This is a genomic window from Marinobacter nauticus ATCC 49840 (assembly GCF_000284615.1).
Classification (GTDB): Bacteria; Pseudomonadota; Gammaproteobacteria; order Pseudomonadales; family Oleiphilaceae; genus Marinobacter; species Marinobacter nauticus.
Window position 1 is genome coordinate 122,252 of record NC_017067.1, and the last position, 23,714, is coordinate 145,965.

Below are 23,714 nucleotides of genomic sequence, written 5' to 3' on the forward strand. Positions count from 1 at the left end.
CCGCAATGAGCAGGAGCATTCTGATCACCGGCGCCAGTTCTGGCCTTGGCGAGGGCATGGCCCGAGAGTTTGCCGCCCGCGGAGATAACCTGGCGCTCTGCGCCCGAAGAACTGAGCGGCTCGAGGTGCTGAAAGCGGAGCTTGAACAGCAGTATCCGGGTATCCGGATTCAGGTGATGGCACTCGACGTGAATGATCATGTTCAGGTGCAGGAGGTGTTCCGGGCTTTTCAGGCGCACTTTGGAGCACTGGACCGGATTATTGTGAATGCCGGTATCGGTAAGGGCCAGCCACTCGGAACCGGGCGCTTTGATGCTAACCGGCAGACCGCAGAAACCAACTTTGTCGCCGCCCTCGCCCAGATTGAAGCGGCGATGGAAATTTTCAGGGAACAGAACCGGGGCCACCTGGTGGCCGTATCATCGGTAACGGCAGTGCGCGGTATGCCGGGCAACGTTACCACCTATGCCGCCACCAAGGCCGGGTTGGCAGCACTCTGTGAAGGACTTCGCATCGAGTTGAAAAAACGCCGGTCCCCGATCCGTGTGACTACCCTGTATCCGGGCTATATTCGCACTGAAATCAATGAGAAGGTGAAAAACACACCGTTCATCGTCGACGCACAAACTGGCTGTCGTGCTATGGTGAAAGCCATAGAAGCCGGAAAAGCCGAGCATTTTGTGCCCGCCTGGCCCTGGGCCCCGATCGGTTTTGTGCTAAGGCGGTTACCGGAGTCGGTTCTGGCAAAGCTGTTCTGATCACTCCCGTGGGAGGTTGAGATGCGTGCAAGCCACTTCAGGACATCGACACTCACCCCCAGAGCAAAACTCTGGGCGCTGGTGTTTGTAGCCGGAGCCTTGCTGGCCCTGTTCAGTCTTTCCCTGAAAGTCTTTGCGCAACAGGAATCGCCCCGTCAGGCCCTGGTGCTTTCGGTTGAAGGAGCGATTGGCCCGGCCACCATGGATTATGTGACCCGCGGTATTCGCCGGGCGGAGCGGGAAAGCGCCGGCCTGGTGGTGATTGAAATGGACACCCCGGGCGGTTTGATGGATTCCATGCGGGAAATCATCAAGACCATTCTCGCTTCCGATGTGCCGGTGGCGACCTACGTTTCACCCCAGGGTGCCCGGGCGGCCAGTGCCGGTACCTATATCCTCTACGGCAGCCACATTGCCGCCATGGCTCCGGCCACCAACCTTGGCTCAGCCACACCCGTGCAAATGGGTGGCCTGCCCGGCTCCACAGAACCTGAGTCCCCTTCGGAATCTGCCCCTGAAGAATCTTCGGAGGACACCGACCAGAGCGAATCGGCCGACAAACGTCGTGGCGACACTGCTATGGAGCGCAAGGTACTGGAAGATGCCGTGAGCTACATCCGCGGCCTGGCCGAGCGCCACGGTCGTAATGCCGACTGGGCGGAAGAGGCGGTTCGGGAGGCGGTCAATCTCGGGGCTACCGAAGCCCTGGAGCGTAACGTGGTGGACGTGGTGGTGCCAAACCTCCGGGCGTTGTTAAGCGAGATTGATGGTCGCACTGTGCGCTTGGCCGCCGGTGATCGGGTGCTGGAAACCGCGCAACTGGAATTGGTGCGGGCCGAGCCGGACTGGCGAACCAAACTGCTGTCGGTGATTACTGACCCGAATGTGGCCTATTTCCTGATGATCATCGGTTTTTACGGCATTCTTTTCGAACTGGCCAATCCCGGCGCCGTAGTGCCTGGGGTGATTGGCGCCATCAGTCTGATTCTGGCCCTGTTCGCCTTCCAGGTATTGTCGGTGAATTACGCGGGCCTGGCGCTGATCCTGTTGGGGCTGGCCTTCATTGTCGGCGAGGCGTTTGTGCCCAGTTTCGGCATCCTCGGCATCGGTGGCATCGTGGCGTTTGTCACTGGCTCAGTGATCCTGATGGACGGCAGCCATCAGGACATTTCGCTGCCCACGATTGGTGGTACGGCGGTGGTGGCTGGGGGCTTTATTCTCTGGACCGTTACCCGGTTCATCGGTCTTCGGCGGCGCCACCCGGTCTCGGGTAGTGAGCAGCTGGTCCACGAGCACGGTATGGCACTGGATGATTTTGTCCCCACGTATGATGCCTTCGCGGGCCATGTACGGGTCAGCGGCGAACGCTGGAACGCCCGGAGTCAGGTGGCCATTGCCGCCCGATCGCAAGTGCGGGTAAATGGTATGGACGGCCTGACTCTGCTGGTGGAGCCCGGCAACGACGAACCGGCAGAGCGCACAGATTAAACATCAACGGCAAATCAAGGAGGCCGTATGAATCTCGGTGACATTATTCCCTATATTGCACCGACGGTGGTGCTGCTGCTGATCCTGGGGTCAGCAATCAAGATCCTGCCGGAATACGAGCGTGGCGTGGTCTTCTTTCTGGGTCGGTTCCAGGGCGTGAAAGGCCCGGGCCTGATCATCGTCATTCCTGGTATCCAGCAGATAGTGCGAGTTGACCTTCGGGTGATCACCCTGGATGTCCCCAGCCAGGACGTGATCTCCAAAGACAACGTTACCGTGCGGGTAAATGCGGTGCTGTACTTCCGGGTGGTGGATCCGGAAAAAGCCATTATCCGGGTTGAAGATTATGGTGCCGCTACCAGCCAGTTGGCCCAGACGACACTGCGGTCTGTATTGGGCAAGCACGATCTGGACGAGATGCTGTCGGAGCGGGACAAGTTGAACGCCGACATTCAGGAGATCATCGATGCCCAGACCGAAGAGTGGGGTATCAAGGTGGCGAATGTGGAAATCAAGCATGTGGATCTGAACGAATCCATGATCCGCGCCATCGCCCGTCAGGCGGAAGCCGAGCGGGAGCGCCGGGCCAAGGTTATCCACGCTGAAGGCGAGCTTCAGGCGTCGAAGAAACTGGTGGAAGCGGCTGAGGTGATGTCTGTGAACTCCGGTGCCATGCAATTGCGTTATCTGCAAACGCTGGCGGACATGAGCAACAACAACTCCTCGACCATTGTGTTCCCGTTGCCGATGGATCTGGTCAAGACCTTCATTCAGAACCAGGGGCCGGACAAGGCTGGGCAGGAAGAGCCGAAACCCTAATACCAAAGGGTTCTGCAGACATAAAAAAAGGCCGGATCAACCGGCCTTTTTTGCTAGCTGACAGCCTTACTTCTGGCTGGCACGCTCGAGCATACGCTTGGCGCGCTCGTTTGCTTCGTCAGCAGCTTTCTGGGCAGCACGGGCTGCAGCCAGAGCTTCTTCAGCAGTCTGCTGGGCAGTACGTGCACTGCTGGCGGCGCTGTTAGCAGTGTTCAGGGCGTTGTTGGCAGTCTGCTCAGCGGAGCTGGCAGTTGCATTTGCTTCGTCGATAGCAGCTTGTTCAGTAGTGGCACAACCTGCAGTCAGAGCAGTAGCCAGTGCAAACCCGGCGATCGTCAGTTTACGCATTGTAAATCCCCTTATTGGTCGTTTTATTTCCTGTGATCCGGAAGCCGGTCAGACAGCTCCCTTCTGCTAGGCCCGATAGGCAGTGACTACCGGAGTCGTTAAACAGTGTAAAACACTCAGAGACAAAATGTTAACTAAGGATACGTAAATTTTCTTAGCTTATGACAACAACTTAATCCGGCTTTCATGGCGTTGTCACCAAGCAGAAAGAATCACGGAACGATGCGGATGGGGGTTCCATTCTGGACCAGTTGCCAGATTTCATCCATGGCTTCGTTGCTCACTGCAATGCAGCCATTGGTCCAGTCCAGCCCGGTGTAGGCAAAGGCCATGTCGCCGGCATTGTTGGGCAGGCCATGGATCATGATGCTGCCGCCGGGATCAAGACCCCAGGCTTCAGCCAGTTCCCGGTCGCGGGGGCTGGGGTAGGAAATGTGGATGGATTTATAGAAGTCGCTGCTGGCATTGCGCCAGTCCAGTACATAGTCACCCTCGGGTGTGCGTTCATCCCCCTCGTACAGCTTGTGGCCGACGGGATTGTCGCCGAGGGAGATCCGGTACTGGCGTACGGTTTCATCACCGCTGAGCAGGTAAAGGCGACGTTCTCCTTTGTTGACCAGTACCTGGGTAATCTCCAGCAGGCCTTCCATTAACGCCGGTTCCGGTGGGCTCGGCATCATGCGGGTGTTGGCCCGGGCCAGAAGCTCAGAGGCTGACGCCAGCAGAGGAGAGGCAATCAGGGCGATGGTCAGTAGAACTCGAACAATCATGAAACTCGCACAAATCGGTAAATGGTTAAACTTTGTTCATGCTGTTTATACCATAGCCTGGTAACGGGGTGATAAGGGGTTCTGTTACAGAGTTTGGCTTTTCTTGACCGGGATCCCATTCAGGAATCCATTTTCATGCCTACTTTGGTCACCCGGTCAGCGTCGGTGGCCCTGGCGACCAGGGTAACGGGCCCCAGCACAACCTTGTCACCAACCACCGGGTGGCCCTTGGTGCGCCTGGCAAAACACTCAGCCAGGGAGAGTTCGGGCGGCAGCTCGTCAAATTCGATGCCGTACACCTGTTCAACATCCCCCAGCAGGGCATCGCCATTGAGCACAAAGTCCCCGAAGAATGCCCGTTCTGCCAGATGCTTCGGCGCCTGCCGGCCGCTGAGGGCCTTGCCAAGATCCGGCAGCAAGGCCGGCGTGGCAAACATGGCCACCACATCGCCTGAGGCAACTTCCAGTTCCCGGGTCGGCTGCAGGCATTTGCGATCCCGGAAGATACCGGCAACGGCGGTATTGTCGGGTAGCCTGAGCTGGCCGAGGGCCCGGGGGCTTTCCCAATTCCTGCCGCGCAGCGGAAACAGCATCAGTTCGTGATCACCTGCGGCAGGCACATCCAGAGGTAGCCTGCGGTACGGATCTTCCCCTGCAGGCACCTCCAGTTTCAGTTTGCGCGCCAATGGTGCCATGGTGGTGCCCTGTACCAGCAGCGACACCAGCACAATAAAGAAGGCGGCATGGAACACCAGTTGGGCATCCGGAAGGTCTGCAATAATCGGAAACAGGGCGAGCACGATCGGCACTGCGCCACGCAGGCCCACCCAGCTGATGAATCCCAGCTCCCGCCGATTGAACGCGAAAGGCCAAAGCGTGAGTAGCACGGTGGCCGGCCGGATCACGAAAATCAGCGCCAGTGCCAGAATCAGACCGCCACCGGCCAGCGGCACCAGATCCGATGGATTAACCAGCAGGCCCAGCATCAGGAACAGGCAAAGCTGCGCCAGCCAGGCCAGACCATCATGCACCTGAAGAATCATCGGCATCATCCGAACATGCCGGTTACCAATCACCACCCCGGTGAGGTAAATCGCCAGAAAGCCGCTGCCGCCGATGGCGTTGGTTGCGGAGAACACGGCGATGCCAGCAGCGGCTACCAGCAACGGGTAAAGCGACGGGGTCAGTCGTATCCGGTTGACCAGCTGAACCACGGCAAAGCCACCAAGGAGGCCGGCCACCGTGCCGATGCCGAACTGCTGGACCAGCATCATCAGGCCTTTGGCCAATGCCCCCTCTTCGTAACTGCCAATCAGGGTAACCAGTAGCAGAGTCAGGAAAATGGCCATGGGGTCGTTACTGCCGGATTCGATTTCCAGCGTGGCGCTGACCCGCTCGTTCAGATGCAGGCCCCGGCCCTGGAGCAGTGAGAAGACGGCGGCGGCATCGGTGGAGGAAATAATGGCGCCGACCAGCAACGCCATCAGCCAGTGCAGGTCGAACACCCACCAGGCAACCAGTGCGGCGCCACCGGCGGTCAGGCCAACGCCAAGGGTGGCCAGTACCAGTGCCGGCCGCAGCCCCACCCGGAACGTTTCCACCCGGGTACGCATGCCGCCATCCAGCAGAATCACACCCAGCGCCAGATTGGCGATCAGGAAGGCCAGCTCGAAGTTGTCGAATTCGATACCACCCGGGCCGTCTTCCCCCATCATCATGCCCACGACCAGGAAGATCAGCAGCACGGGCATGCCAACGCGGCTGGAAAGCGGGCTGAGAACGATGCTGATCACCAGCATCAAGGCGCCAATCAGGGTAAGTGTGGGATCCATCAGACTCCAGACCAAAGGGGCTTGCCCGAACGCAGGGCCCGGGCTTATATTGCTGTGGCAATCATTATGCAGGCGGGCGTAGCTCAATGGTAGAGCAGAGGCTTCCCAAGCCTACGACGTGGGTTCGATTCCCATCGCCCGCTCCAGACCAATACCCGCACACAGGCGAGTGTCCCTTAAAGCTCGGTGGTTACGCGCAAGCCGCTGCCGGGCCCCGTCGAAAAGCTTATGTTGCCCTCATAGCGAGCGACGATCTCCCGGACAATCGCGAGGCCCAGACCGTGGCCAGGGGTCTGCTCGTCAAGTCGCAGCCCTCGTTGACCCAGACTGGACAAGTCGTCGCCATTGACTCCAGGACCATCATCAGAAACAACGATCTGTCTGCTGTTGTTGTCTTGTTTCAGCGAGAGTTCTACGCACCGCGACGACCATTTGCCGGCATTATCGAGCAGGTTGCCTAGCACTTCATTCAAGTCATGCTCCTCTATCGGCCAGCGGGTGTCTTCCGGCAGTGAGCTTGATAGTTCGAAGGATTTTTCCGGATACAGCCGCCCCAGCATCCACAAAAGATCCCGCGCCTGTTTGACGGGATAAGCGCTTTTCCCGACCTGGGGCCCGGCAAAGCGACTGCGGCGCATTTCCGCTTCCAATTGTCTGTCGATGTCACTGAGACGGGCGGCCATTTGGATTCTTAGATCACTTGGCAATGGTCGATCCATATCCTCCAGTATCTGCCGGACGGCTGCGATGGGCGTTTTGACACTGTGTGACAGATTTGCGAGCGCATCCCGGGAACGCACCAGTCGCTTGTCGAGGGAGTCAAGCAACTGGTTTAGCTGCATCACGAGCGGTTGAAATTCTTCGGGTGATGGTGCATTGATTCGGGAAATTTCTCCATCCTGCAATCGTTTTAACGCCGCTTTCAGTGTCACCACCGGCCGCAGCGATAGCGTGATGCCAAACCAGATGACGGCAACCAGAAGTGCGATCAACAGCACCGACACCACGGCTGTCCAGGCGTGCAGCTCGGCCTGACTGCGTTTCAGGGCCTCCAGATCCTCGGATACAACCACGACGATCGGTGACCCGTTCACCTGAAAAGAGTGACGGTATGCCAGGATATCGGACGGACTATCCGGCGCCTGACGGCCTTCAAGACGAAGCGTGCCATTCTGCTCATGGTTGATCAGTGGTGCCAGCAAGGGTTCCCAGGCCTTTGGCGATATGATGATTCGATCGGGCGTGCGTATGGCGAAGGCATGATGGAAGACATCCTGGAAGTAATCACCGGTCTGCAGGGTTTCGACTTGACCTCTGACCTCGCGAATCTGGTGCTCCAGAAAGGCAGCTTCGTCTTTAAGGCGGCTTTCAAGGAATTCCCGGGACATTCGATCCAGCAGCAGGCCGTGGACAAACCAGGCTACGCCCATCAGAGCAATGCCGGCGGGCAGCAATAACACCAGCAGCATGCCTTTGACGGATGCTGGCCTTTTAACGTTGGGCATTGAACATGTATCCCTGGCCACGGCGTGTGGTTATCGTTTCGTTGCCGACCAGCTTTCTCAAGCGCCGAATATACGCCTCAATCACGTTTTCGCTGGGGCTCTCATCCAGGTTGTATAGCTGCTCCATGAGCTGTTCCTTGGAAAAGATGTGGCCCGGACGGCTCATCAGGCATCGTAGCAGTCGGAACTCAGTACCCGTCAGGGCGTGTTCTGCTCCTTCTTCTGTCCGCAGGCTCTGGCGATTTTCGTCCAGTTCGAAGCCACCGGCTTTAACCTGGGAGTGCACTCGCCCTTCGCTGCGGCGTATGAGTGCATTGATGCGGGCGATCAGTTCTTCTGTCTGGAACGGTTTCGCCAGATAGTCATCCGCCCCTGCTTTCAGTCCATTGACCTTGTCCTGCCAGTCGCCTCTGGCGGTGAGGACCAATACCGGGCACTCGACGAGCTTCGATCTCCATCGTTTCAAAACCTCCAGCCCGTTGCCATCCGGCAGGCCGAGATCGAGAACAGCGGCACGATAATCCTCCTGCTCCCCCAGAATCTGGGCCTCACGGGCACTGGACGTGTGGTCGATGCTAAACCCCGCTTTTTCCAGCTGGCGGACCAGCCCCTCGGCCAGCAAACGGTCGTCTTCAACGAGCAATAAACGCATGTATCCGTCCTTAACGGTGCTTGTTCCAGCCGCCAGTGTCGTCGATCAACCTGAATTGTGCCTGAACGCAAGAAAGTGCCCGTTTTTCAGAAAGAATTCAGGTTGGTGAGAGAAAGTGTCGACTGATTCTGGACATTGCTCAAGATTCGGTACGAATCAGCCGTGTTCTCAATACCATTATTCCACAGGAGACAAACGGATGAATGCATCAAACCTGATTGTGGCCGGCCTGGCTTTTTCGATGTCGGTATCGGCGTTTGCGGCTGGCACCCATGGCGGTGGTCACGGCCATGGTGCTTCCATTGGCGAACCGGGAAAAGTCTCAGAAGCCAGCCGGACCATAACGGTTGAAATGCACGACAACTACTACGAACCCGAAGAAATCCGTGTGAAGCCGGGCGAAACCGTTCGGTTTGTGGTGCAGAACAAGGGCAACCTTGTGCACGAGTTCAACATCGGGACTCCGGGTATGCATGAGGCCCACCAGAAAGAAATGAGAATGATGGTCGAGCATGGCGTGATCCAGGGTAACAAGTTGAATCATGACATGATGAACATGGACATGGGCAACGGCCACTCGATGAAACATGACGATCCCAACAGCGTCCTGCTGGAGCCGGGCCAGAGCCGGGAAGTGGTCTGGACGTTTGCCAATCAGGGCAATATCGAATTCGCATGTAACGTACCAGGGCACTACCAGTCTGGCATGTACGGTGACGTGAATTTCGAATAAGCCGGTAGATGGCTTTAACCATGACGTTATGGGCTGACGCTACACCCTCCTGTCAGCCCCGATAAAGTGCGTTTGGAGTAAAACACATGAACATTCGCTTGGGTGCAGTAGTGCTGTGCCTGCTGATGCCCGCACTGGCGTTGGCTGGCGAGTACGACCTGACGGTTGATCGCGTAGAGATAGATACCGGTGATTTTGTAAAGCAGGGCATCGGCTACAACGGCAAGTCTCCCGGGCCGGTACTGAGATTCAAGGAAGGTGAGACTGTCCGGATCAATGTGACGAATAACCTTGATGAAATGACCTCCATCCACTGGCACGGGCTTATCCTGCCCTATCAACAGGATGGCGTGCCAGGTATCAGTTTCCCGGGTATCAAACCGGGTGAGACCTTTACCTACGAGTTTCCCATTCAGCAGGCTGGGACCTACTGGTTTCACAGCCACTCCGGCTTTCAGGAGCCGGATGGCGCCTACGGTGCGATCGTGATCGAACCTGAAGGCCGGGAACCCTTCCGGTACGACCGGGAATACGTGGTCCAACTAACGGACAAGCATCCGCATTCCGGCGATCGAATCATGCGCAACCTGAAAATGATGCCGGACTACTACAACCGTAAACAGCAGACCGTTGGTGAGTTTTTCTCCGATAGCTCCGAACAGGGGTTCTGGAACACCGTCCGGGATCGCCTGGCCTGGGGTGATATGCGCATGATGAAAGCGGATGTAGAGGATCTCCAGGGGTTTACGGGCCTGATTAACGGCAAAGGCCCGGAGCAGAACTGGACGGGGTTGTTTGAGCCGGGTGAACGCATTCGGCTGCGGTTCATCAATTCCTCCGCCATGACCTATTTCGATGTCCGGATTCCGGGCCTGGATATGACGGTGGTGCAGGCGGATGGCAATAACGTGCAACCGGTGACGGTGGACGAATTCCGCATCGGCGTCGCGGAAACCTATGACGTGATCGTGCGCCCGAGAGATGAACAGGCCTACACCATCTTCGCCGAATCCATGGGGCGTTCCGGATACGCCCGGGCAACACTGGCTCCTGAAGAGGGAATGGAAGCGGCCGTGCCGCCACTGCGAGAACCTTCTCGCCTGACCATGGCGGATATGGGGAATATGCATGGTATGGATCATGGAAACATGGATATGGGCAGCTCGGACGATATGGCCGGCATGGACCACTCGTCGATGTCGGGGATGGATCACTCCGGCATGTCTGGTATGGATCATGGCTCCATGATGATGGATAACCAGGCTCAAAATGATCCGTTTTACGCCAGAGGCAGTGGCCTTGTGCCGACCGCGGCCAATGGCGGTAAGTTCCTCTCCTATGCCGATCTGAGGGCGCAGAATCCGTTATACGAGGAGCGTGAACCGACCCGGGAAATCGAGCTTCGCCTGACCGGCAATATGGAACGTTACAGCTGGAGCATTAATGGCGTTAAGTATGAAGAGGCTGATCCGATTCGTCTCAAATACGGGGAGCGCGTCCGGTTCAAGTTCGTCAATGAAACCATGATGACGCACCCCATGCATCTGCACGGCATGTGGTCGATTCTTGACGTTGGCGCCGGTCAGTGGAACCCGATCAAACACACCATTAACGTGAACCCGGGTACCACGGTGTATATGGAAACGGAGGTCGATGAACCGGGCCAGTGGGCATTTCACTGCCATCTGTCCTATCACGCAGCTGCCGGTATGTTCCGAAAAGTCATCGTCGAGGGGGGCCCAGATTCGCAGCAGGCGAAAACAGAGGTGATGGCTGAAGATGGAGGTGAGGCATGAGTCTGGTGCGATTCTCTGGGGCCGTCAGTTTGTTGGTCTTCCTTGTATTGCCGGCGATGGCTGCGGCACAGGCAATGATTGCGGATACCTCTGGCCGCAAGCAACCGCTGACAACCTGGGGTATTCAGTTTGAAGAACTTGAATACCGATACAGTGATGACGATGAGGAACTGGGCGTCTGGAACGCCGATGCCTTCTACGGTACAGATGATTTCAAAGTGCGGCTGCTCTCGGCGGGCGAATACGAGATTGAGGAGCAGGCCTATGAAACGCTGGAACATCAGCTGGTAGGCCAGATCCCCGTTTCCAGGTTCTTTGATGCCAAAGCGGGTGTTCGTTTCGATACGCCGGAGGGCCCGGACCGCACCTACGCTGTTTTCGGTGTGACTGGACTGGCGCCGCAGTGGTTCGAGATCGATGCCAGCCTGTATGTAAGCAAAGAGGTTGATACCTCGGCCGCGCTGGATGCAGAGTACGAACTGCTGTTCACCAACCACTGGATTCTGACAGCAACACTGGACGCAACCGTGGCATTCAGCGAGGACGAGGAGATCGGTATCGGCAAAGGACTGGTTTCTACGGAAACAGGCCTGCGGCTGAGCTATGACCTTATTGACCGCGCCGTCTCACCCTATTTCGGTGTGGTGCATGAACGGAAGTACGGTGATACCGCTGATCTGGCTGAGACCGCTGCTGGAAGCACGGAAGACTGGTTTGCCGTGATCGGCGCCCGGATCGCTTTCTGATGTTGATGGGCCATGGGACAACTCACGGCCTTTTTAGTGCGGTATTTGATGCAACTTAAATCTTGCTAAAGCCCGCTGTTTTTTCAGTAAGAGTTCAGTTTTACGTGTTCTGCTGGGAGGTGAAACGACCTGAAGGGGAGATGTCACTGATGACCAAAGCACACAAAGCAACCAATCAGGAGCAGTTTTTGTTGCGCCGGAAAGTGGCTATCGAGGGGCTTGAAGAAACCCGGTGGGAGGAGCTCATTCACGATCTTAACCACCACCCTTGTGTTGATTTCGCGGAACGTAAGAAAAATGGCCTGTTACAGGTGGCCTACGACGGAAGCCACTGGACCGTCGATGAACTACTGGAAGTCATCCAGGACTACGGTGGCCGATTGAAATCCGGATGGTGGGCCCGGCGCAAGCTGGCCTGGTACCGGTTTACCGACGATAACGTGCGGGCAAATGCCAAGCATGAGCCGTTCTGCTGTTCCAAGATTCCACCCATGAAAAAATAACAGGAGGTTCAATGAGCAGGGAGGAAGACCGGACCACTCGCTATCAGGAAGGCAGTCTCACGTTACCCGGGACGGTCATGCTGGGTACCGGCGTCATGATTGGTGCCGGTATTTTTGCACTGACCGGGCAGATGGCGCAGATGACCGGCGTGCTTTTCCCGCTGGCCTTTCTTGCTGCGGCAGTGATTGTGAGCTTCAGCGCCTATTCCTACATCAAGATTTCCAATGCCTACCCCTCCGCCGGCGGTATTGGCATGTACTTGCACAAGGCCTACGGAAATCGGCTGCCGACAGCCTTCAACGCCCTCCTGATGTATTTCTCGATGGTGATTGCCCAGAGCTTCCTGGCTCGCACCTTTGGCTCCTACACCATGCAATTGTTTGGTGGCGATGACAGTGGCCGCATGGTGTCCATTCTTGGCGTTGGCCTCATTCTGGTGGCTTTTCTGATCAACCTGATGGGCAATCGGATGATTCAGGGTGTCGCGTCCTTTATCGGCGTACTGAAAATCGGTGGCATCCTGATCTTCGGTCTGGTCGGGGTCTGGATTGCCGACTCAATCTCGGTGGATTTTTCAGAGCCCGGTGAAGCCGGAACCCCGGGTAACTTTCTCGGCGCAACTGCATTGGGGATCCTGGCATTCAAGGGGTTCACTACAATTACCAACAGCGGCTCGGAAGTGATCGATCCGAAGAGGAATGTGGGGCGTGCCATCGTTATTTCCATTGCTGCCTGCGTGATGATCTATACGCTGGTCGGGTTTGCCGTAGCCAGTAATCTGTCTCTTGCCGAGATTATCGAAACACAGGATTACTCGCTCGCTGCAGCCGCACGCCCGGCCCTGGGCGAGTACGGTGTCTGGTTTACCGTCGCCATTGCCATGATGGCCACGGCGGGCGGGATTCTGGCCAGCGTCTTTGCGGTGTCCCGCATGTTGGCCATGCTGACAGAAATGAAACTGGTCCCTCATCGGCATTTTGGTATGCCCGGCAGCATCCAGAAACACACCTTGGTATATACCGTGGTTCTGGGTCTGGTCCTCACTGCATTCTTTGATCTGTCACGAATAGCTGCGTTGGGTATCGTGTTTTACCTGATCATGGACATTGCCATTCACTGGGGCGTGTTGCGCTATCTGCGGCAGGACATCAAGGCCAACCGCTGGGTGCCGGCCACCGCCATTTTGTTGGATCTTTTGGCTCTGGGCGGTTTTGTCTGGGTGAAGCTGAGTACGGACCCGTTCGTCATTGGTGTGGCAGTGGTCACAATGCTTGTGATTGCAGTGTCCGAACAGGTCTTCCTGAAAAAATCACCGGAATCTGCGCAAGCGAAACAGGAACAGACTCACGCGCATCACCACCATTAACCAGAATCAGGAAGAGAGGCCATTACCATGATGGAAGAAAACATGTTTGGGAACACGATGTGGGCGGGCCACTGGCTCTGGATGCTGGTGATCGCCATTGTGGTCGTCATTCCGGCTTGGCGTATTTGTCAGCGCACGGGGTATCCGGGCTGGATGGGTGTGCTGATACTGATCCCTATCGTCAATCTGGTTCTGCTGTATTTCATTGCATTTGCAGACTGGCCCGCCGATAAAGGAGGAGATCGGAATGGCTGAGCATCATCACGCCCATCACCACGATCATCACACTGCTAAAGAAGCTGGCGAGCATACCGCCAAGGACCCGGTCTGCGGTATGGCAGTGGATCCGCATACTGCAGAGCATCGTAGCCGGCTCGGGGGCAACACCTGGTATTTCTGCTCGTCACGTTGCAAGACCAGGTTTGAGGAGAATCCGGAGCAGTATCTCGGTGACGAAAAGAAGCAGCAAGATCCGGTAGCGCCGGGCACCATGTACACCTGCCCCATGCATCCGGAGATTCGCCAGCAAGGGCCGGGGGACTGTCCCATCTGTGGAATGGCCCTGGAGCCCGAGCAGGTGAGCCTGGATGACGGGCCTTCGGAAGAACTCAGGGACATGACTCGCCGCTTCTGGATTGGCCTGGTACTGACGTTACCGGTCTTTCTCCTGGAAATGGGCGGGCACCTGACCGGGCTTGATCATATTGTTGCACCTCAGATGTCCAACTGGATTCAGTTAGTACTGGCGACGCCAGTGGTGCTCTGGTGCGGTTGGCCCTTCTTCGTCCGGGGCTGGAAATCCGTCGTTAGCCATAACCTGAACATGTTTACTCTTATCGCCATTGGCACCGGCGTGGCGCTGATCTACAGCCTGGTGGCCACGTTAGCGCCACAGATATTCCCGGGTGCCTTTCGGCAGGAAGACGGCTCGGTGGCGGTGTATTTTGAGGCGGCGGCCGTCATCGTTGTGCTGGTATTGCTTGGTCAGGTGCTGGAACTGCGGGCCCGGGAGAAAACCTCCGGCGCCATCAAGGCTTTGTTGGATCTGGCGCCTGCCACAGCCAGGAAGTTGGATGACGATGGCAGCGAATCCGATGTGTTGCTGGATCAGGTCAAGGTTGGTGACCGTCTGCGGGTGCGCCCCGGCGACAAGGTGCCGTTGGACGGCGAAGTGCTCGAAGGCAGTTCCAACGTGGATGAGTCCATGGTGACCGGGGAGCCTCTGGCCGTCAGCAAGAAATCCGGCGACCAGGTGATCGGCGGCAGTATTAACCAGCAGGGCAGTTTCATCATGCGCGCCGACAAGGTTGGCCGCGATACCATGCTGTCCCAGATCGTTCAGATGGTGGCCAGTGCGCAACGCAGCCGGGCGCCGATTCAGGGGCTTGCAGACAAGGTTGCCGCTTACTTCGTGCCGGCAGTCATCTTGATTGCGATCATCGCCTTCATCGCATGGTCTGTTTTTGGTCCCACGCCGCCCATGGCCTTCGGCCTGATTGCTGCCGTTAGCGTTCTGATCATTGCCTGCCCATGCGCACTCGGGCTGGCAACACCCATGTCTATCATGGTTGGGGTTGGACGCGGTGCCCAGAGTGGTGTGCTGATCCGGGATGCCGAAGCGCTGGAGCGCATGGAAAAGGTAGACACCGTGGTGGTGGATAAAACCGGTACGCTGACAGAGGGCAAGCCGCAGGTTACCCGACTTGTCGCGGCAAACGGATTCAGTGACAACGATCTGATGCGCTATGCCGGAGGTCTGGAAAAGGGCAGCGAGCATCCATTGGCCCACGCCATCCTCGATAAAGCCAAGGGTATGGATCTGGAGCTCCCGGATGCAGAGGACTTTGATTCGCCTAACGGAAAAGGGGTCACCGGTCGAATCGATGGCAAGCGGGTACTCCTCGGCAATCGACTCCTGATGGAGTCCGAGAATGTCGACACCGGAAAATATGACGGCGAGGCCGACCAGCTCCGGAAAGACGGCGCTACGGTGATTTTTGCGGCCGTCGACGGCAACGTCGCAGGCTTGCTCGCGATAGCCGATCCGGTCAAGGAAACCACCGAAGCCGCCATCACCGCCCTGCAGAAGGACGGCATACGGGTAGTCATGCTGACCGGCGATAACCGCACGTCAGCCGAGGCTGTTGCCCGCAAGCTGCATATCGACGAAGTGGAAGCGGAAGTGCTGCCGGAAGACAAGGGTAAGATTGTTCAGCGCCTGAAGGACGAAGGTCGGGTTGTCGTGATGGCGGGCGACGGCGTGAACGACGCGCCTGCGCTGGCCACGGCGGATGTGGGTGTCGCCATGGGCACCGGCACCGATGTGGCTATTGAAAGTGCTGGCATTACCCTGCTTCGCGGTGACTTGATGGGTATTGTGGAAGCTCGCCATTTGTCCATGGCGACCATGCGCAATATCCGGCAGAACCTGTTCTTCGCCTTCGTCTACAACTCCGCTGGCGTTCCGATAGCGGCCGGGGTCTTGTATCCGTTTTTCGGCATACTGCTGTCGCCGATCTTTGCAGCGGCGGCCATGTCCCTGTCCTCGGTCAGCGTGATTGTGAATGCGCTGCGGCTGCGGGTGATCAAGCTCGGGCCTCAACAGTAAATAGGTGATCGGCCTCAGAGTGCTATCTCTGAGGCCGTTGATAATACCGCTTACTGATCCCGGCTGTGGTGATCGGAGTGGCGCGCGTTAGCCCGTTCCCTGATCATCTGTATGTGAGCCTCATGCATCATATTCAACTCACGCTCGGACATAGACGACATCATCGTCATCATCTTTTTCATATCCGGACTGATCATGCCTTTCATCTTTTCTCCTATCATATCCGGATTATTGCCACCAGATGATGCGTCATGGGTAAGTCTGCTTCCAGTTATATCAGGGTAACTGCGAGTTTCATTTATCCTGTCTGCCAAGCCAGTATTAGCCGTCGCTATAGTGGAAAAGAATAAGGTGATTGAAACTGCCAAGACTGATTTATTCATAATAATATCCTGTAGTTTAAAGTTATCTGATGATTCAGTTACGTTTCAGTTTTCTATGATGTACTTGCTCTTGAGCTCGGTGTTGGCTGGCTCAGGAAATCGAGCCAGAGAGAGTTTGCGTCTCCACTAGTAAGTTTTGCCGCAGGGTCACCCTGCGGTATTTTTTCGCTTTTCTTTCAGAGCCTCGTGGTAGGCACGCCCTTGTTTGTTCATCATTTTTTTGCGAGCTTCAAAACCCGACTCTGACATGGAGTAGCGTGTCATTTCTCTGTGCAGACGTTGCATGTCTTGATTCTTAAGTATGTCTTCAAGCGATGAACTATTTATGGTTTTACCATGCACACTCTTCATGTCTTTTTCGTTTGACATGTTGCCTGCAAAGACGTATGTGGAAATAGTGAATGCTGCGATTAAAGCGATCATGCGTTTCATAAATACACCTCCCCGTTAGTTGGTGAGTTTATGAAAACATTGAATCCTGAATTCATCCTGAAATAATAATTCTGTTTAAATAAACATTTTTTAATTGATTTGCCCGTTATTGATTAAAGTCAAGTACTGAGTTTTTTTTCAGTTATTCAGTTTGGTTTCAGATAAATAAAATAAGATCGCGGGAGGAAAACAATTAATGGAGATGTCCCGTTGTCCTTTCTTTCCCACCTCGTAAAGCCCGTTGTTCTAGGTGCTTTGATTCTTACCGGTCTGCCCGGTTTCGCCGAGCCCAGGCTTGAGTTATCTGACGCCATTGATGTTGCTACTGAGGAGGATCCCTGGCTTCGCCAGAGTGTCCAGATTCAGGATGCCCTTCTGGAGGAGTCGATTGCCGATGGCGCCCTGCCGGATCCGAGAATGACCCTCGGCGCCGCGAATCTGCCCACAGATACTTTTGATACGGGCCAGGAGGCCATGACTCAGGCTACCGTCGGTCTTACCCAGCGAATTCCACGTGGCAACAGCCGTCAGCTGGCAAGCGCGAAGAAGGCGGAAATGGCCGCAGTTCAGCCGTTCCGGCGCGCGAATCGTCGGGCACAGGTTGAACAGACGGTAACGCAGCTCTGGCTGGAGGTCTGGCGCTCCGAGCAGAGTATCCGGTTGATTGAAAGCAACAGAGGCTTGTTTGAGCAATTGGAAGATGTTGCTGAGGCGGGCTACACCTCTGCCTCCATGGGGTCCAGGCAGCAGGATGTTATCCGGGCTTCGCTGGAGCTGACGAGGCTTGAGGACCGGCTGACAGCACTGCAGGTGCAACAGGCATCGAATCGGGAAGCGTTGGCCGAGTGGATTGGCCTGAATCAGGCACAGCTGGCCGTCACCGACCATGTCCCCCGCGAACTGCTGGCAGAACTCCCTTCTGCCTGGGCTGAAACCGCGACTGATTCACTGCCCCGACATCCTGCCGTGCGCGCCACCGATCAGTTGATTGAAGCCCAGAGTGTTGACGTTGATCTGGCCCGCCAGTCCTACAAACCGGAATGGTCGATATCGGCCCAATACGGATATCGGGACCGGGCTCCGAACGGCGAGGACCGGGCCGATCTGTTTTCCGTGGGGATTGGCTTTGATCTGCCCCTTTTCACCGGCAACCGTCAGGACCGAAAACTCAACGCGTCTGTGGCTCGACTGGAGGCGGCGAAAACCGAGCGTATCCTGCAGCTCCGTGGGCTTCGCGCCAAAGCCAGGGCTGCCGTTGTCAGAATTCAGCGCCTGGATGAGCGCATAGCGCTGTATGAAAAGACCCTTCTGCCACAAATGGAAGCGCAGGCAAGTGCGGCACTGACGGCCTACAACAACGACGACGGCGACTTCGCCGAGGCAGTGCGCGCGCGAATTGCCGAGCTCAATGCCCAGGTTGAACTGATTCAGATGAAAGCCGAGCGGGCCGGGAATATGGCGAACTTCCGCTACCTGACGGCTGAATCTTCCGAGATCCCTACCTTTTCAATGACCCGTTATCAGGACTGATCATCATGGCTAACTTGGTTCGCCCTCTGGGCTTTGTGTTGCTCGGCGGTCTCGCCGGTGCGGTGGCCACCTACTGGTTTGCAACGGACACCCACGCGCTATCTTCTGCAGAACAGACCAGCTCCGATTCAAAAAAACCGCTGTACTGGGTCGCTCCCATGGACCCCAATTTCAAAAGTGACAAACCGGGAAAATCACCCATGGGTATGGATCTGATTCCGGTGTATGACGACGGCGGATCGGCAGACGATACGGCGGGCACGGTCCGTATCTCACCGACGGTTGTCAATAATCTGGGGGTTCGCACGGAGCCGGTGATTCAGGGGCGGCTGCCCAATAACATCACCACTGTGGGCTATGTGGCCTACGATGAAGACCAGATGGTTCACGTTCATCCCCGGGTTGATGGCTGGATTGAAACGCTGTTTGTCAAAGCCGAGGGAGAGCCTGTTGAACAGGGCAAGCCGCTGTACACCTTATATTCGCCCACCCTGGTGAATGCCCAGGAGGAGCTGCTGTTGGCGATGAACCGTGGCAACCAGAAACTGGTGGAGGCTGCTACAGAGCGGCTGGCGGCGCTGAATGTGCCGGCCAGTCTGATCAGCCGGTTACGCCAGAGCCGGGACATTCAGAGGACGATGACGGTTTACGCGCCCCGCTCGGGTGTGATTGAGAACCTGAATGTGCGCGAGGGTATGTTCATCAAACCGGGAGACCGGGTTCTGTCGATCGCTGCGCTCGATGAAGTCTGGCTGATCGGTGAAGTGTTTGAAAGCCAGCTTTCGGCTGTAGAGGCAGGCAACCGGGTGCAGATGACCCTGGATTACATGCCCGGTCGTGAGTGGCGTGGCCGAGTGGATTATGTCTATCCGGAAGTAAACCCCAAAACCCGGACAGCCCGGGTCCGGATGCGGTTTGATAACGAGGATGGTGCCCTGATGCCGGGCATGTTTGCCCGGCTGGAGGTTCAGGGTGAGCGGGGAAAACGGCAGTTTCTGGTGCCCCGGGAGTCGGTTATCCGCACTGGCCAGAGTGATCGCCTCGTTCTGGCCCTGGAGGAGGGAGCTTTCAAGTCGATAAACGTCAGCGTTGGGCGCGTGGGGGAAAAGTATGCGGAAATACTCGATGGCCTGATGCCTGGTGATACTGTCGTCACATCGGCCCAGTTTCTGATCGACTCAGAATCCAGCAAGAGCTCGGATTTCCAACGGATGTCGGCACCTCAGACCCGAGATAACGACGGTATGAATCATGAAGGCATGGATCACGGCGCTATGAACCATGGCGCGATGAACCACAGCTCGATGAATCAGGATGGCGTGGAGCAAGACACCATGGATCACAGCACCATGAATCATGGCGGAGGCGAGTGATGATTGCAGCCATTATTCGCTGGTCGGTTGGTAACCGCTTCCTGGTGTTGCTGGCCACGTTGCTGATTACGGGGCTCGGCCTGTATTCCCTGAAACAAACGCCGGTGGATGCCTTACCGGATCTGTCGGATGTCCAGGTTATTATCAAAACCGGCTTTCCGGGGCAGGCCCCGCAGGTGGTGGAAGATCAGGTGACCTACCCGATGACCACTGCCATGCTCTCGGTACCAGGTGCGAAAACGGTCAGGGGATACTCGTTCTTCGGGGATTCCTACGTCTACGTGATCTTCGATGAAGACACCGACATGTACTGGGCGCGCTCGCGGGTGCTGGAGTATCTCTCCCAGGTGGCGCCCAGCCTGCCGGACTCGGCTCGTCCCCAGCTTGGGCCCGATGCCACTGGCGTGGGCTGGGTGTATCTCTATGCCCTGGTGGATCGCACCGGAAATCACGACCTGAGCGAACTGCGCAGTCTGCAGGACTGGTTCCTCAAATACGAGCTGCAAACGGTGCCCGGTGTGTCTGAGGTGGCCGCCCTGGGCGGCATGGTGAAACAGTATCAGGTCAAGGTCAGCCCGGAAAAACTCCGCGCCCTGGGGATCCCGCTGGCCCATATCCAGAACGCCATAAAACGGGGTAATCAGGAAGTGGGTGCGTCCGTGATCGAGATGGCTGAAGCGGAATACATGGTGCGCACCTCAGGCTACATCCAGTCCCGTGATGATCTGCTCTCGATCCCTCTGGGGCTGGACGACAATGGCACGCCCCTTTTGCTTAAAGACGTGGCGACCGTTGAGGTTGGCCCCCAGATGCGCCGCGGCGTTGCTGAGCTGAACGGTGAGGGCGAGACCGTTGGCGGAGTGGTGGTCATGCGCTTCGGTGAGAACGCCCAGGCGACCATCAATGGCGTCAAGGACAAACTAAAGGATCTCAAATCCAGCCTGCCCGAGGGGGTTGAGGTGGTAACGGTCTATGATCGCTCCGGTCTGATCGAACGGGCCGTCAATAACCTGGGTTTCAAGCTGCTGGAAGAGTTCCTGGTGGTGGGTCTGGTGTGCATTGTCTTCCTGTTCCACGTGCGGTCTTCGCTGGTCGCGATTCTCAGCCTGCCGGTGGGCATCCTGGCGGCCTTTATTGTCATGCACTGGCAGGGCATCAACGCCAACATCATGTCACTGGGCGGTATTGCCATTGCGATCGGGGCGATGATCGATGGTGCCATTGTTATGATCGAGAACATGCACAAACACATGGAGCGGACGCCGTTAACGCCAGAAAACCGGTGGGAAGTGGTAACCCGATCCGCTTCCGAGGTCGGGCCTGCCCTGTTTTTCTCCCTGCTGATCATTACCGTCAGTTTTGTGCCAGTTTTCGCACTGGAAGCACAGGAAGGCCGGATGTTTGCGCCCCTGGCCTTTACCAAGACCTATGCCATGGCAGCCAGCGCGGCTCTGGCGGTGACCCTGGTGCCGGTGCTCATGGGGTATTTCATCCGGGGCAAAGTGCTGCCGGAGCACAAGAATCCGGTGAACCGTTTGCTGGTCAGTGCCTATATGCCGGTTCTGAAGCTGGTACTTCGCTTCCCGAAAACAACTGTGCTGGCGGCAGTTCTGGCTCTGGTTGTTGGTGTCTGGCCTGCCACCAGAATCGGCAGTGAATTCATTCCGCCGCTGGATGAAGGCGATCTGATGTACATGCCCACCACCTATCCGGGCATCTCGATCGGTAAGGCGCGGGAGCTGCTGCAGCAGACCGACAAGCTGATCGCCACGGTACCCGAGGTTGAAACTGTCTTCGGTAAAGTGGGCCGGGCCGATACCGCAACCGATCCGGCGCCGTTGACGATGATCGAGACCTTTATCCAGCTCAAGCCAAGGGATGAATGGCGGGAAGGCATGACCACGGAAAAACTTAAGCAGGAACTTAACAACCTGATTCGGTTCCCCGGCCTGACCAATGCCTGGGTGATGCCGATCATCACCCGCATCGACATGCTGGCAACGGGAATCAAGACGCCGGTCGGCATCAAGGTGGCGGGGCCGGACCTGGCTACCATTCAGGGTATTGGCAAACGCCTTGAGGAAATCATGGTGGACATACCCGGCACAGCGTCGGTTTACTCCGAGCGGGTCGCCGGGGGCCGCTACATCAAGGTCGATATCGATCGCGAGCGCGCCGCGCGCTACGGACTGAACATTGCCGACGTACAGCAGGTGGTGGCATCGGCAATTGGCGGTATCAATGTTTCCCGGACTATCGAAGGGTTGGAGCGCTACCCCGTGAATCTTCGTTACCCCGAGGATTACCGGGATTCCCCGGAAAAGCTGGAGCAATTACCGATTGTGACCGCCTCTGGCCAGCGGATTGCGCTGGCGGATGTGGCTGATATCCGTGTGGAGGACGGTCCGCCGGCGATCAAGAGTGAGAACGCCCGGCTGAACGGCTGGACCTTTGTCGATATTGAGGGGGTTGATGTCGGTAGCTATGTCGAACAGGCCATGGCCACCGTGAACGAATCGCTTGACCTGCCCGCGGGCTATTCGGTGACCTGGTCCGGGCAGTACGAGTACATGCTGCGAGCCAAGGAAAAGCTCACCTATGTGGTGCCCCTAACCCTGGCGATCATTGTGATATTGCTGTTCCTGAACTTCCGGCGTTTCGCGGAGGTCGGGATCATCATGGGTACGCTGCCCTTTGCCATGATCGGTGCCATCTGGCTGATGTATCTGCTGGGTTACAACTTCTCTGTGGCTGTAGGGGTCGGGTTCATTGCACTGGCGGGTGTCGCCGTGGAAATCGGCGTGATCATGCTGGTGTACCTGAACCAGTCCTATGCCGCCATGCTGGAAACCTGCGAGGAGAAGGGCCTGACTCCGAGGCGCGAAACCCTTCGCCATTCGGTGCTCCACGGTGCCGGTTTGCGAGTAAGGCCGATCATGATGACCGCGGCAGCCATTATCGGGGGGCTGGTGCCCATCATGGTGGGTACCGGCACCGGCTCGGAAGTAATGGGGCGCATTGCGGCACCGATGGTTGGCGGAATGATATCTGCCGTTATTCTGGCGTTGCTGGTGATTCCTGTGCTCTTTTATCTATGGAAGCAGAGAGCTTTGAAGGATTGATGTTGACCGTATGCCTGAGCACGACTAATCAAACCTGTCCCAGTAGGGCGGATCACCAAAATAACCGTCGATAAAGTCGATGAAGCTGCGGACCTTGCTTGCCAGTAACTGGCGGTGAGCGTAGACGGCGTATAGCCCCAGCGGCTCCGGTTCATGTTCCGGCAGGACGATCATTAACTTGCCTTCCTGAATGGCGGGGCCCGCGATAAAGGTCGGTTGCAGGGCAATCCCGGCCCCGGCAATGGCTGCCTCGACAAGCACGTCGCCGTTGTTGCTGACCATTCCCTGCAGGTTGTCACTGCGGTTGTCCTGGAGCCACTTCTGCGGGGGATGGTTGGAATCCGGGTCCATGTAGCTGTAGCGCAGGTACTGATGGTCCCGGAGGTCTTCCGGTTTGCCGGGGGTGCCGTATCGTGCCAGATAAGCTGGAGAGGCACACAGCACCAGCCGCACCGGCGCCACCCGCTTGGCGATCAGGGAAGAGCTTTGCAGGCGGCCGATGCGCAGCGCGATGTCGAAGCCTTCCTCGACTATGTCGACCTTCCGGTCATTGAGTTGCAGATCAATACCCACGGCGGGGTGCATTCGCTGGAACTCGGTCAGCAGGGCCGGCATGTGGCGAATGGCGAAAGAAACCGGGGCACTGATGCGCAGCAGGCCCTGGGCCTCGGTTTGCAGGTCGCCGAGCTGGTTTTCCAGATCATCAATATCACTGAGCACCTGCTGGGCCCGCGGGTAATATTGCCTGCCTGCTTCGGTCAGGTGGAGCCTGCGCGTGGTGCGGTTCAGCAACCGAACGCCCAGGTGCGTCTCCAACTGAGACACGTATTTGCTGACCAGTTGTGGCGAGGTGTCCAGGCGGTCAGCGGCTCGGGTGAAGCTGCCTTCGTTGACCACTGTCACGAAGGTGCGCATGGCTTCAATACGATCCATGGCGGTGTCCTGATCT

At 57.0% G+C, this 23,714-nt stretch carries 21 protein-coding genes and 1 tRNA gene; 14 read left to right on the forward strand and 8 right to left on the reverse strand.

What is annotated here, in order from left to right; translation table 11 throughout:
• Nucleotides 1-5: 5 nt before the first annotated feature.
• The 3 genes from MARHY_RS00515 to MARHY_RS00525 are packed head-to-tail and all read left to right on the forward strand — an operon-like array spanning nt 6 to nt 3,065.
• Entirely contained in the window at nt 6-758 is a 753-nt protein-coding gene (locus MARHY_RS00515) for an SDR family oxidoreductase (protein ID WP_041654424.1), read from the forward strand.
• 21 nt (nt 759-779) lie between these two features.
• Nucleotides 780-2,246 carry an NfeD family protein gene (locus tag MARHY_RS00520; protein WP_014420097.1) on the forward strand — a complete coding sequence of 489 codons (1,467 nt, stop codon included), beginning with the start codon at nt 780-782 and terminating at the stop codon, nt 2,244-2,246.
• A 27-nt stretch (nt 2,247-2,273) separates the two neighbouring features.
• A complete protein-coding gene (locus MARHY_RS00525; RefSeq protein WP_014420098.1) occupies nt 2,274-3,065 on the forward strand; it encodes a slipin family protein in 792 nt (263 codons plus the stop codon).
• 66 nt (nt 3,066-3,131) lie between these two features.
• Here the strand turns inward: MARHY_RS00525 and MARHY_RS00530 are convergent, their stop codons facing one another.
• From MARHY_RS00530 to MARHY_RS00540, 3 genes are all read right to left on the reverse strand, one after another.
• Nucleotides 3,132-3,413, reverse strand: coding sequence for an Lpp/OprI family alanine-zipper lipoprotein (locus MARHY_RS00530; protein ID WP_011783700.1), 282 nt, complete (start codon nt 3,411-3,413; stop codon nt 3,132-3,134).
• Between the two features lie 212 nt (nt 3,414-3,625).
• On the reverse strand, nt 3,626-4,183 hold the full coding sequence (locus tag MARHY_RS00535; protein ID WP_014420099.1) for a L,D-transpeptidase family protein: 558 nt from the start codon (nt 4,181-4,183) through the stop codon (nt 3,626-3,628).
• A gap of 119 nt (nt 4,184-4,302) precedes the next feature.
• On the reverse strand, nt 4,303-6,015 hold the full coding sequence (locus MARHY_RS00540) for a potassium/proton antiporter (protein ID WP_041654426.1): 1,713 nt from the start codon (nt 6,013-6,015) through the stop codon (nt 4,303-4,305).
• 72 nt (nt 6,016-6,087) lie between these two features.
• Between MARHY_RS00540 and MARHY_RS00545 the strand changes: the two genes are divergently transcribed.
• Nucleotides 6,088-6,161, forward strand: a tRNA-Gly gene (locus MARHY_RS00545).
• A gap of 30 nt (nt 6,162-6,191) precedes the next feature.
• Here MARHY_RS00545 and MARHY_RS00550 read toward each other — a convergent pair.
• On the reverse strand, nt 6,192-7,520 hold the full coding sequence (locus MARHY_RS00550) for an ATP-binding protein (RefSeq protein WP_041654427.1): 1,329 nt from the start codon (nt 7,518-7,520) through the stop codon (nt 6,192-6,194).
• A complete protein-coding gene (locus MARHY_RS00555; protein ID WP_011783704.1) occupies nt 7,507-8,172 on the reverse strand; it encodes a response regulator transcription factor in 666 nt (221 codons plus the stop codon). The genes MARHY_RS00550 and MARHY_RS00555 overlap by 14 nt, the downstream gene beginning before the upstream one ends.
• 199 nt (nt 8,173-8,371) lie before the next feature.
• On the opposite strand from MARHY_RS00555, the gene MARHY_RS00560 reads away from it, so the two are divergent.
• The 7 genes from MARHY_RS00560 (at nt 8,372) to MARHY_RS00590 (ending at nt 15,925) form a co-directional block, all read left to right on the forward strand.
• Nucleotides 8,372-8,905 (forward strand): cupredoxin domain-containing protein, encoded by a 534-nt coding sequence (locus MARHY_RS00560; protein WP_041654429.1) that lies wholly within the window; start codon nt 8,372-8,374, stop codon nt 8,903-8,905.
• Between the two features lie 86 nt (nt 8,906-8,991).
• The gene (locus MARHY_RS00565; protein WP_014420103.1) at nt 8,992-10,701 is read left to right on the forward strand and encodes a copper resistance system multicopper oxidase; all 1,710 of its coding nucleotides are present in this window, start codon (nt 8,992-8,994) and stop codon (nt 10,699-10,701) included.
• A complete protein-coding gene (locus MARHY_RS00570; RefSeq protein ID WP_041654430.1) occupies nt 10,698-11,447 on the forward strand; it encodes a copper resistance protein B in 750 nt (249 codons plus the stop codon). Before MARHY_RS00565 ends, MARHY_RS00570 begins: the two co-directional genes overlap by 4 nt.
• A gap of 149 nt (nt 11,448-11,596) precedes the next feature.
• Nucleotides 11,597-11,950, forward strand: a complete 354-nt coding sequence (locus MARHY_RS00575; protein ID WP_011783708.1) for a hypothetical protein — start codon at nt 11,597-11,599, stop codon at nt 11,948-11,950.
• 11 nt (nt 11,951-11,961) lie between these two features.
• Nucleotides 11,962-13,317 (forward strand): APC family permease, encoded by a 1,356-nt coding sequence (locus tag MARHY_RS00580; protein ID WP_014420106.1) that lies wholly within the window; start codon nt 11,962-11,964, stop codon nt 13,315-13,317.
• 27 nt (nt 13,318-13,344) lie between these two features.
• The gene (locus MARHY_RS00585; RefSeq protein ID WP_041654431.1) at nt 13,345-13,572 is read left to right on the forward strand and encodes a DUF805 domain-containing protein; all 228 of its coding nucleotides are present in this window, start codon (nt 13,345-13,347) and stop codon (nt 13,570-13,572) included.
• Nucleotides 13,565-15,925, forward strand: coding sequence for a heavy metal translocating P-type ATPase (locus tag MARHY_RS00590; RefSeq protein ID WP_041654433.1), 2,361 nt, complete (start codon nt 13,565-13,567; stop codon nt 15,923-15,925). The genes MARHY_RS00585 and MARHY_RS00590 overlap by 8 nt, the downstream gene beginning before the upstream one ends.
• Nucleotides 15,926-15,975: 50 nt before the next feature.
• On the opposite strand, the gene MARHY_RS00595 is transcribed toward MARHY_RS00590, so the two are convergent.
• Together MARHY_RS00595 and MARHY_RS00600 are read right to left on the reverse strand one after the other, a co-directional pair.
• A complete protein-coding gene (locus MARHY_RS00595) occupies nt 15,976-16,308 on the reverse strand; it encodes a hypothetical protein (protein ID WP_011783712.1) in 333 nt (110 codons plus the stop codon).
• A 147-nt stretch (nt 16,309-16,455) separates the two neighbouring features.
• A complete protein-coding gene (locus tag MARHY_RS00600) occupies nt 16,456-16,740 on the reverse strand; it encodes a hypothetical protein (protein WP_041654434.1) in 285 nt (94 codons plus the stop codon).
• Between the two features lie 210 nt (nt 16,741-16,950).
• Here MARHY_RS00600 and MARHY_RS00605 point away from each other — a divergent pair, with 210 nt between their 5' ends.
• Genes MARHY_RS00605 through MARHY_RS00615 form a run of 3 tightly spaced genes read left to right on the forward strand, consistent with a single transcriptional unit; the run spans nt 16,951 to nt 22,765 of the window.
• Nucleotides 16,951-18,270 (forward strand): TolC family protein, encoded by a 1,320-nt coding sequence (locus tag MARHY_RS00605; RefSeq protein ID WP_014420111.1) that lies wholly within the window; start codon nt 16,951-16,953, stop codon nt 18,268-18,270.
• Nucleotides 18,271-18,275: 5 nt separating this feature from the next.
• Nucleotides 18,276-19,643, forward strand: coding sequence for an efflux RND transporter periplasmic adaptor subunit (locus MARHY_RS00610; protein WP_014420112.1), 1,368 nt, complete (start codon nt 18,276-18,278; stop codon nt 19,641-19,643).
• Nucleotides 19,643-22,765: an efflux RND transporter permease subunit gene (locus MARHY_RS00615; RefSeq protein ID WP_041654435.1), complete on the forward strand. Its 3,123-nt coding sequence runs from the start codon at nt 19,643-19,645 to the stop codon at nt 22,763-22,765. Before MARHY_RS00610 ends, MARHY_RS00615 begins: the two co-directional genes overlap by 1 nt.
• 24 nt (nt 22,766-22,789) lie before the next feature.
• Here MARHY_RS00615 and MARHY_RS00620 read toward each other — a convergent pair whose 3' ends face one another.
• Nucleotides 22,790-23,698 carry a LysR family transcriptional regulator gene (locus tag MARHY_RS00620; protein ID WP_041654436.1) on the reverse strand — a complete coding sequence of 303 codons (909 nt, stop codon included), beginning with the start codon at nt 23,696-23,698 and terminating at the stop codon, nt 22,790-22,792.
• Nucleotides 23,699-23,714 lie beyond the last annotated feature (16 nt).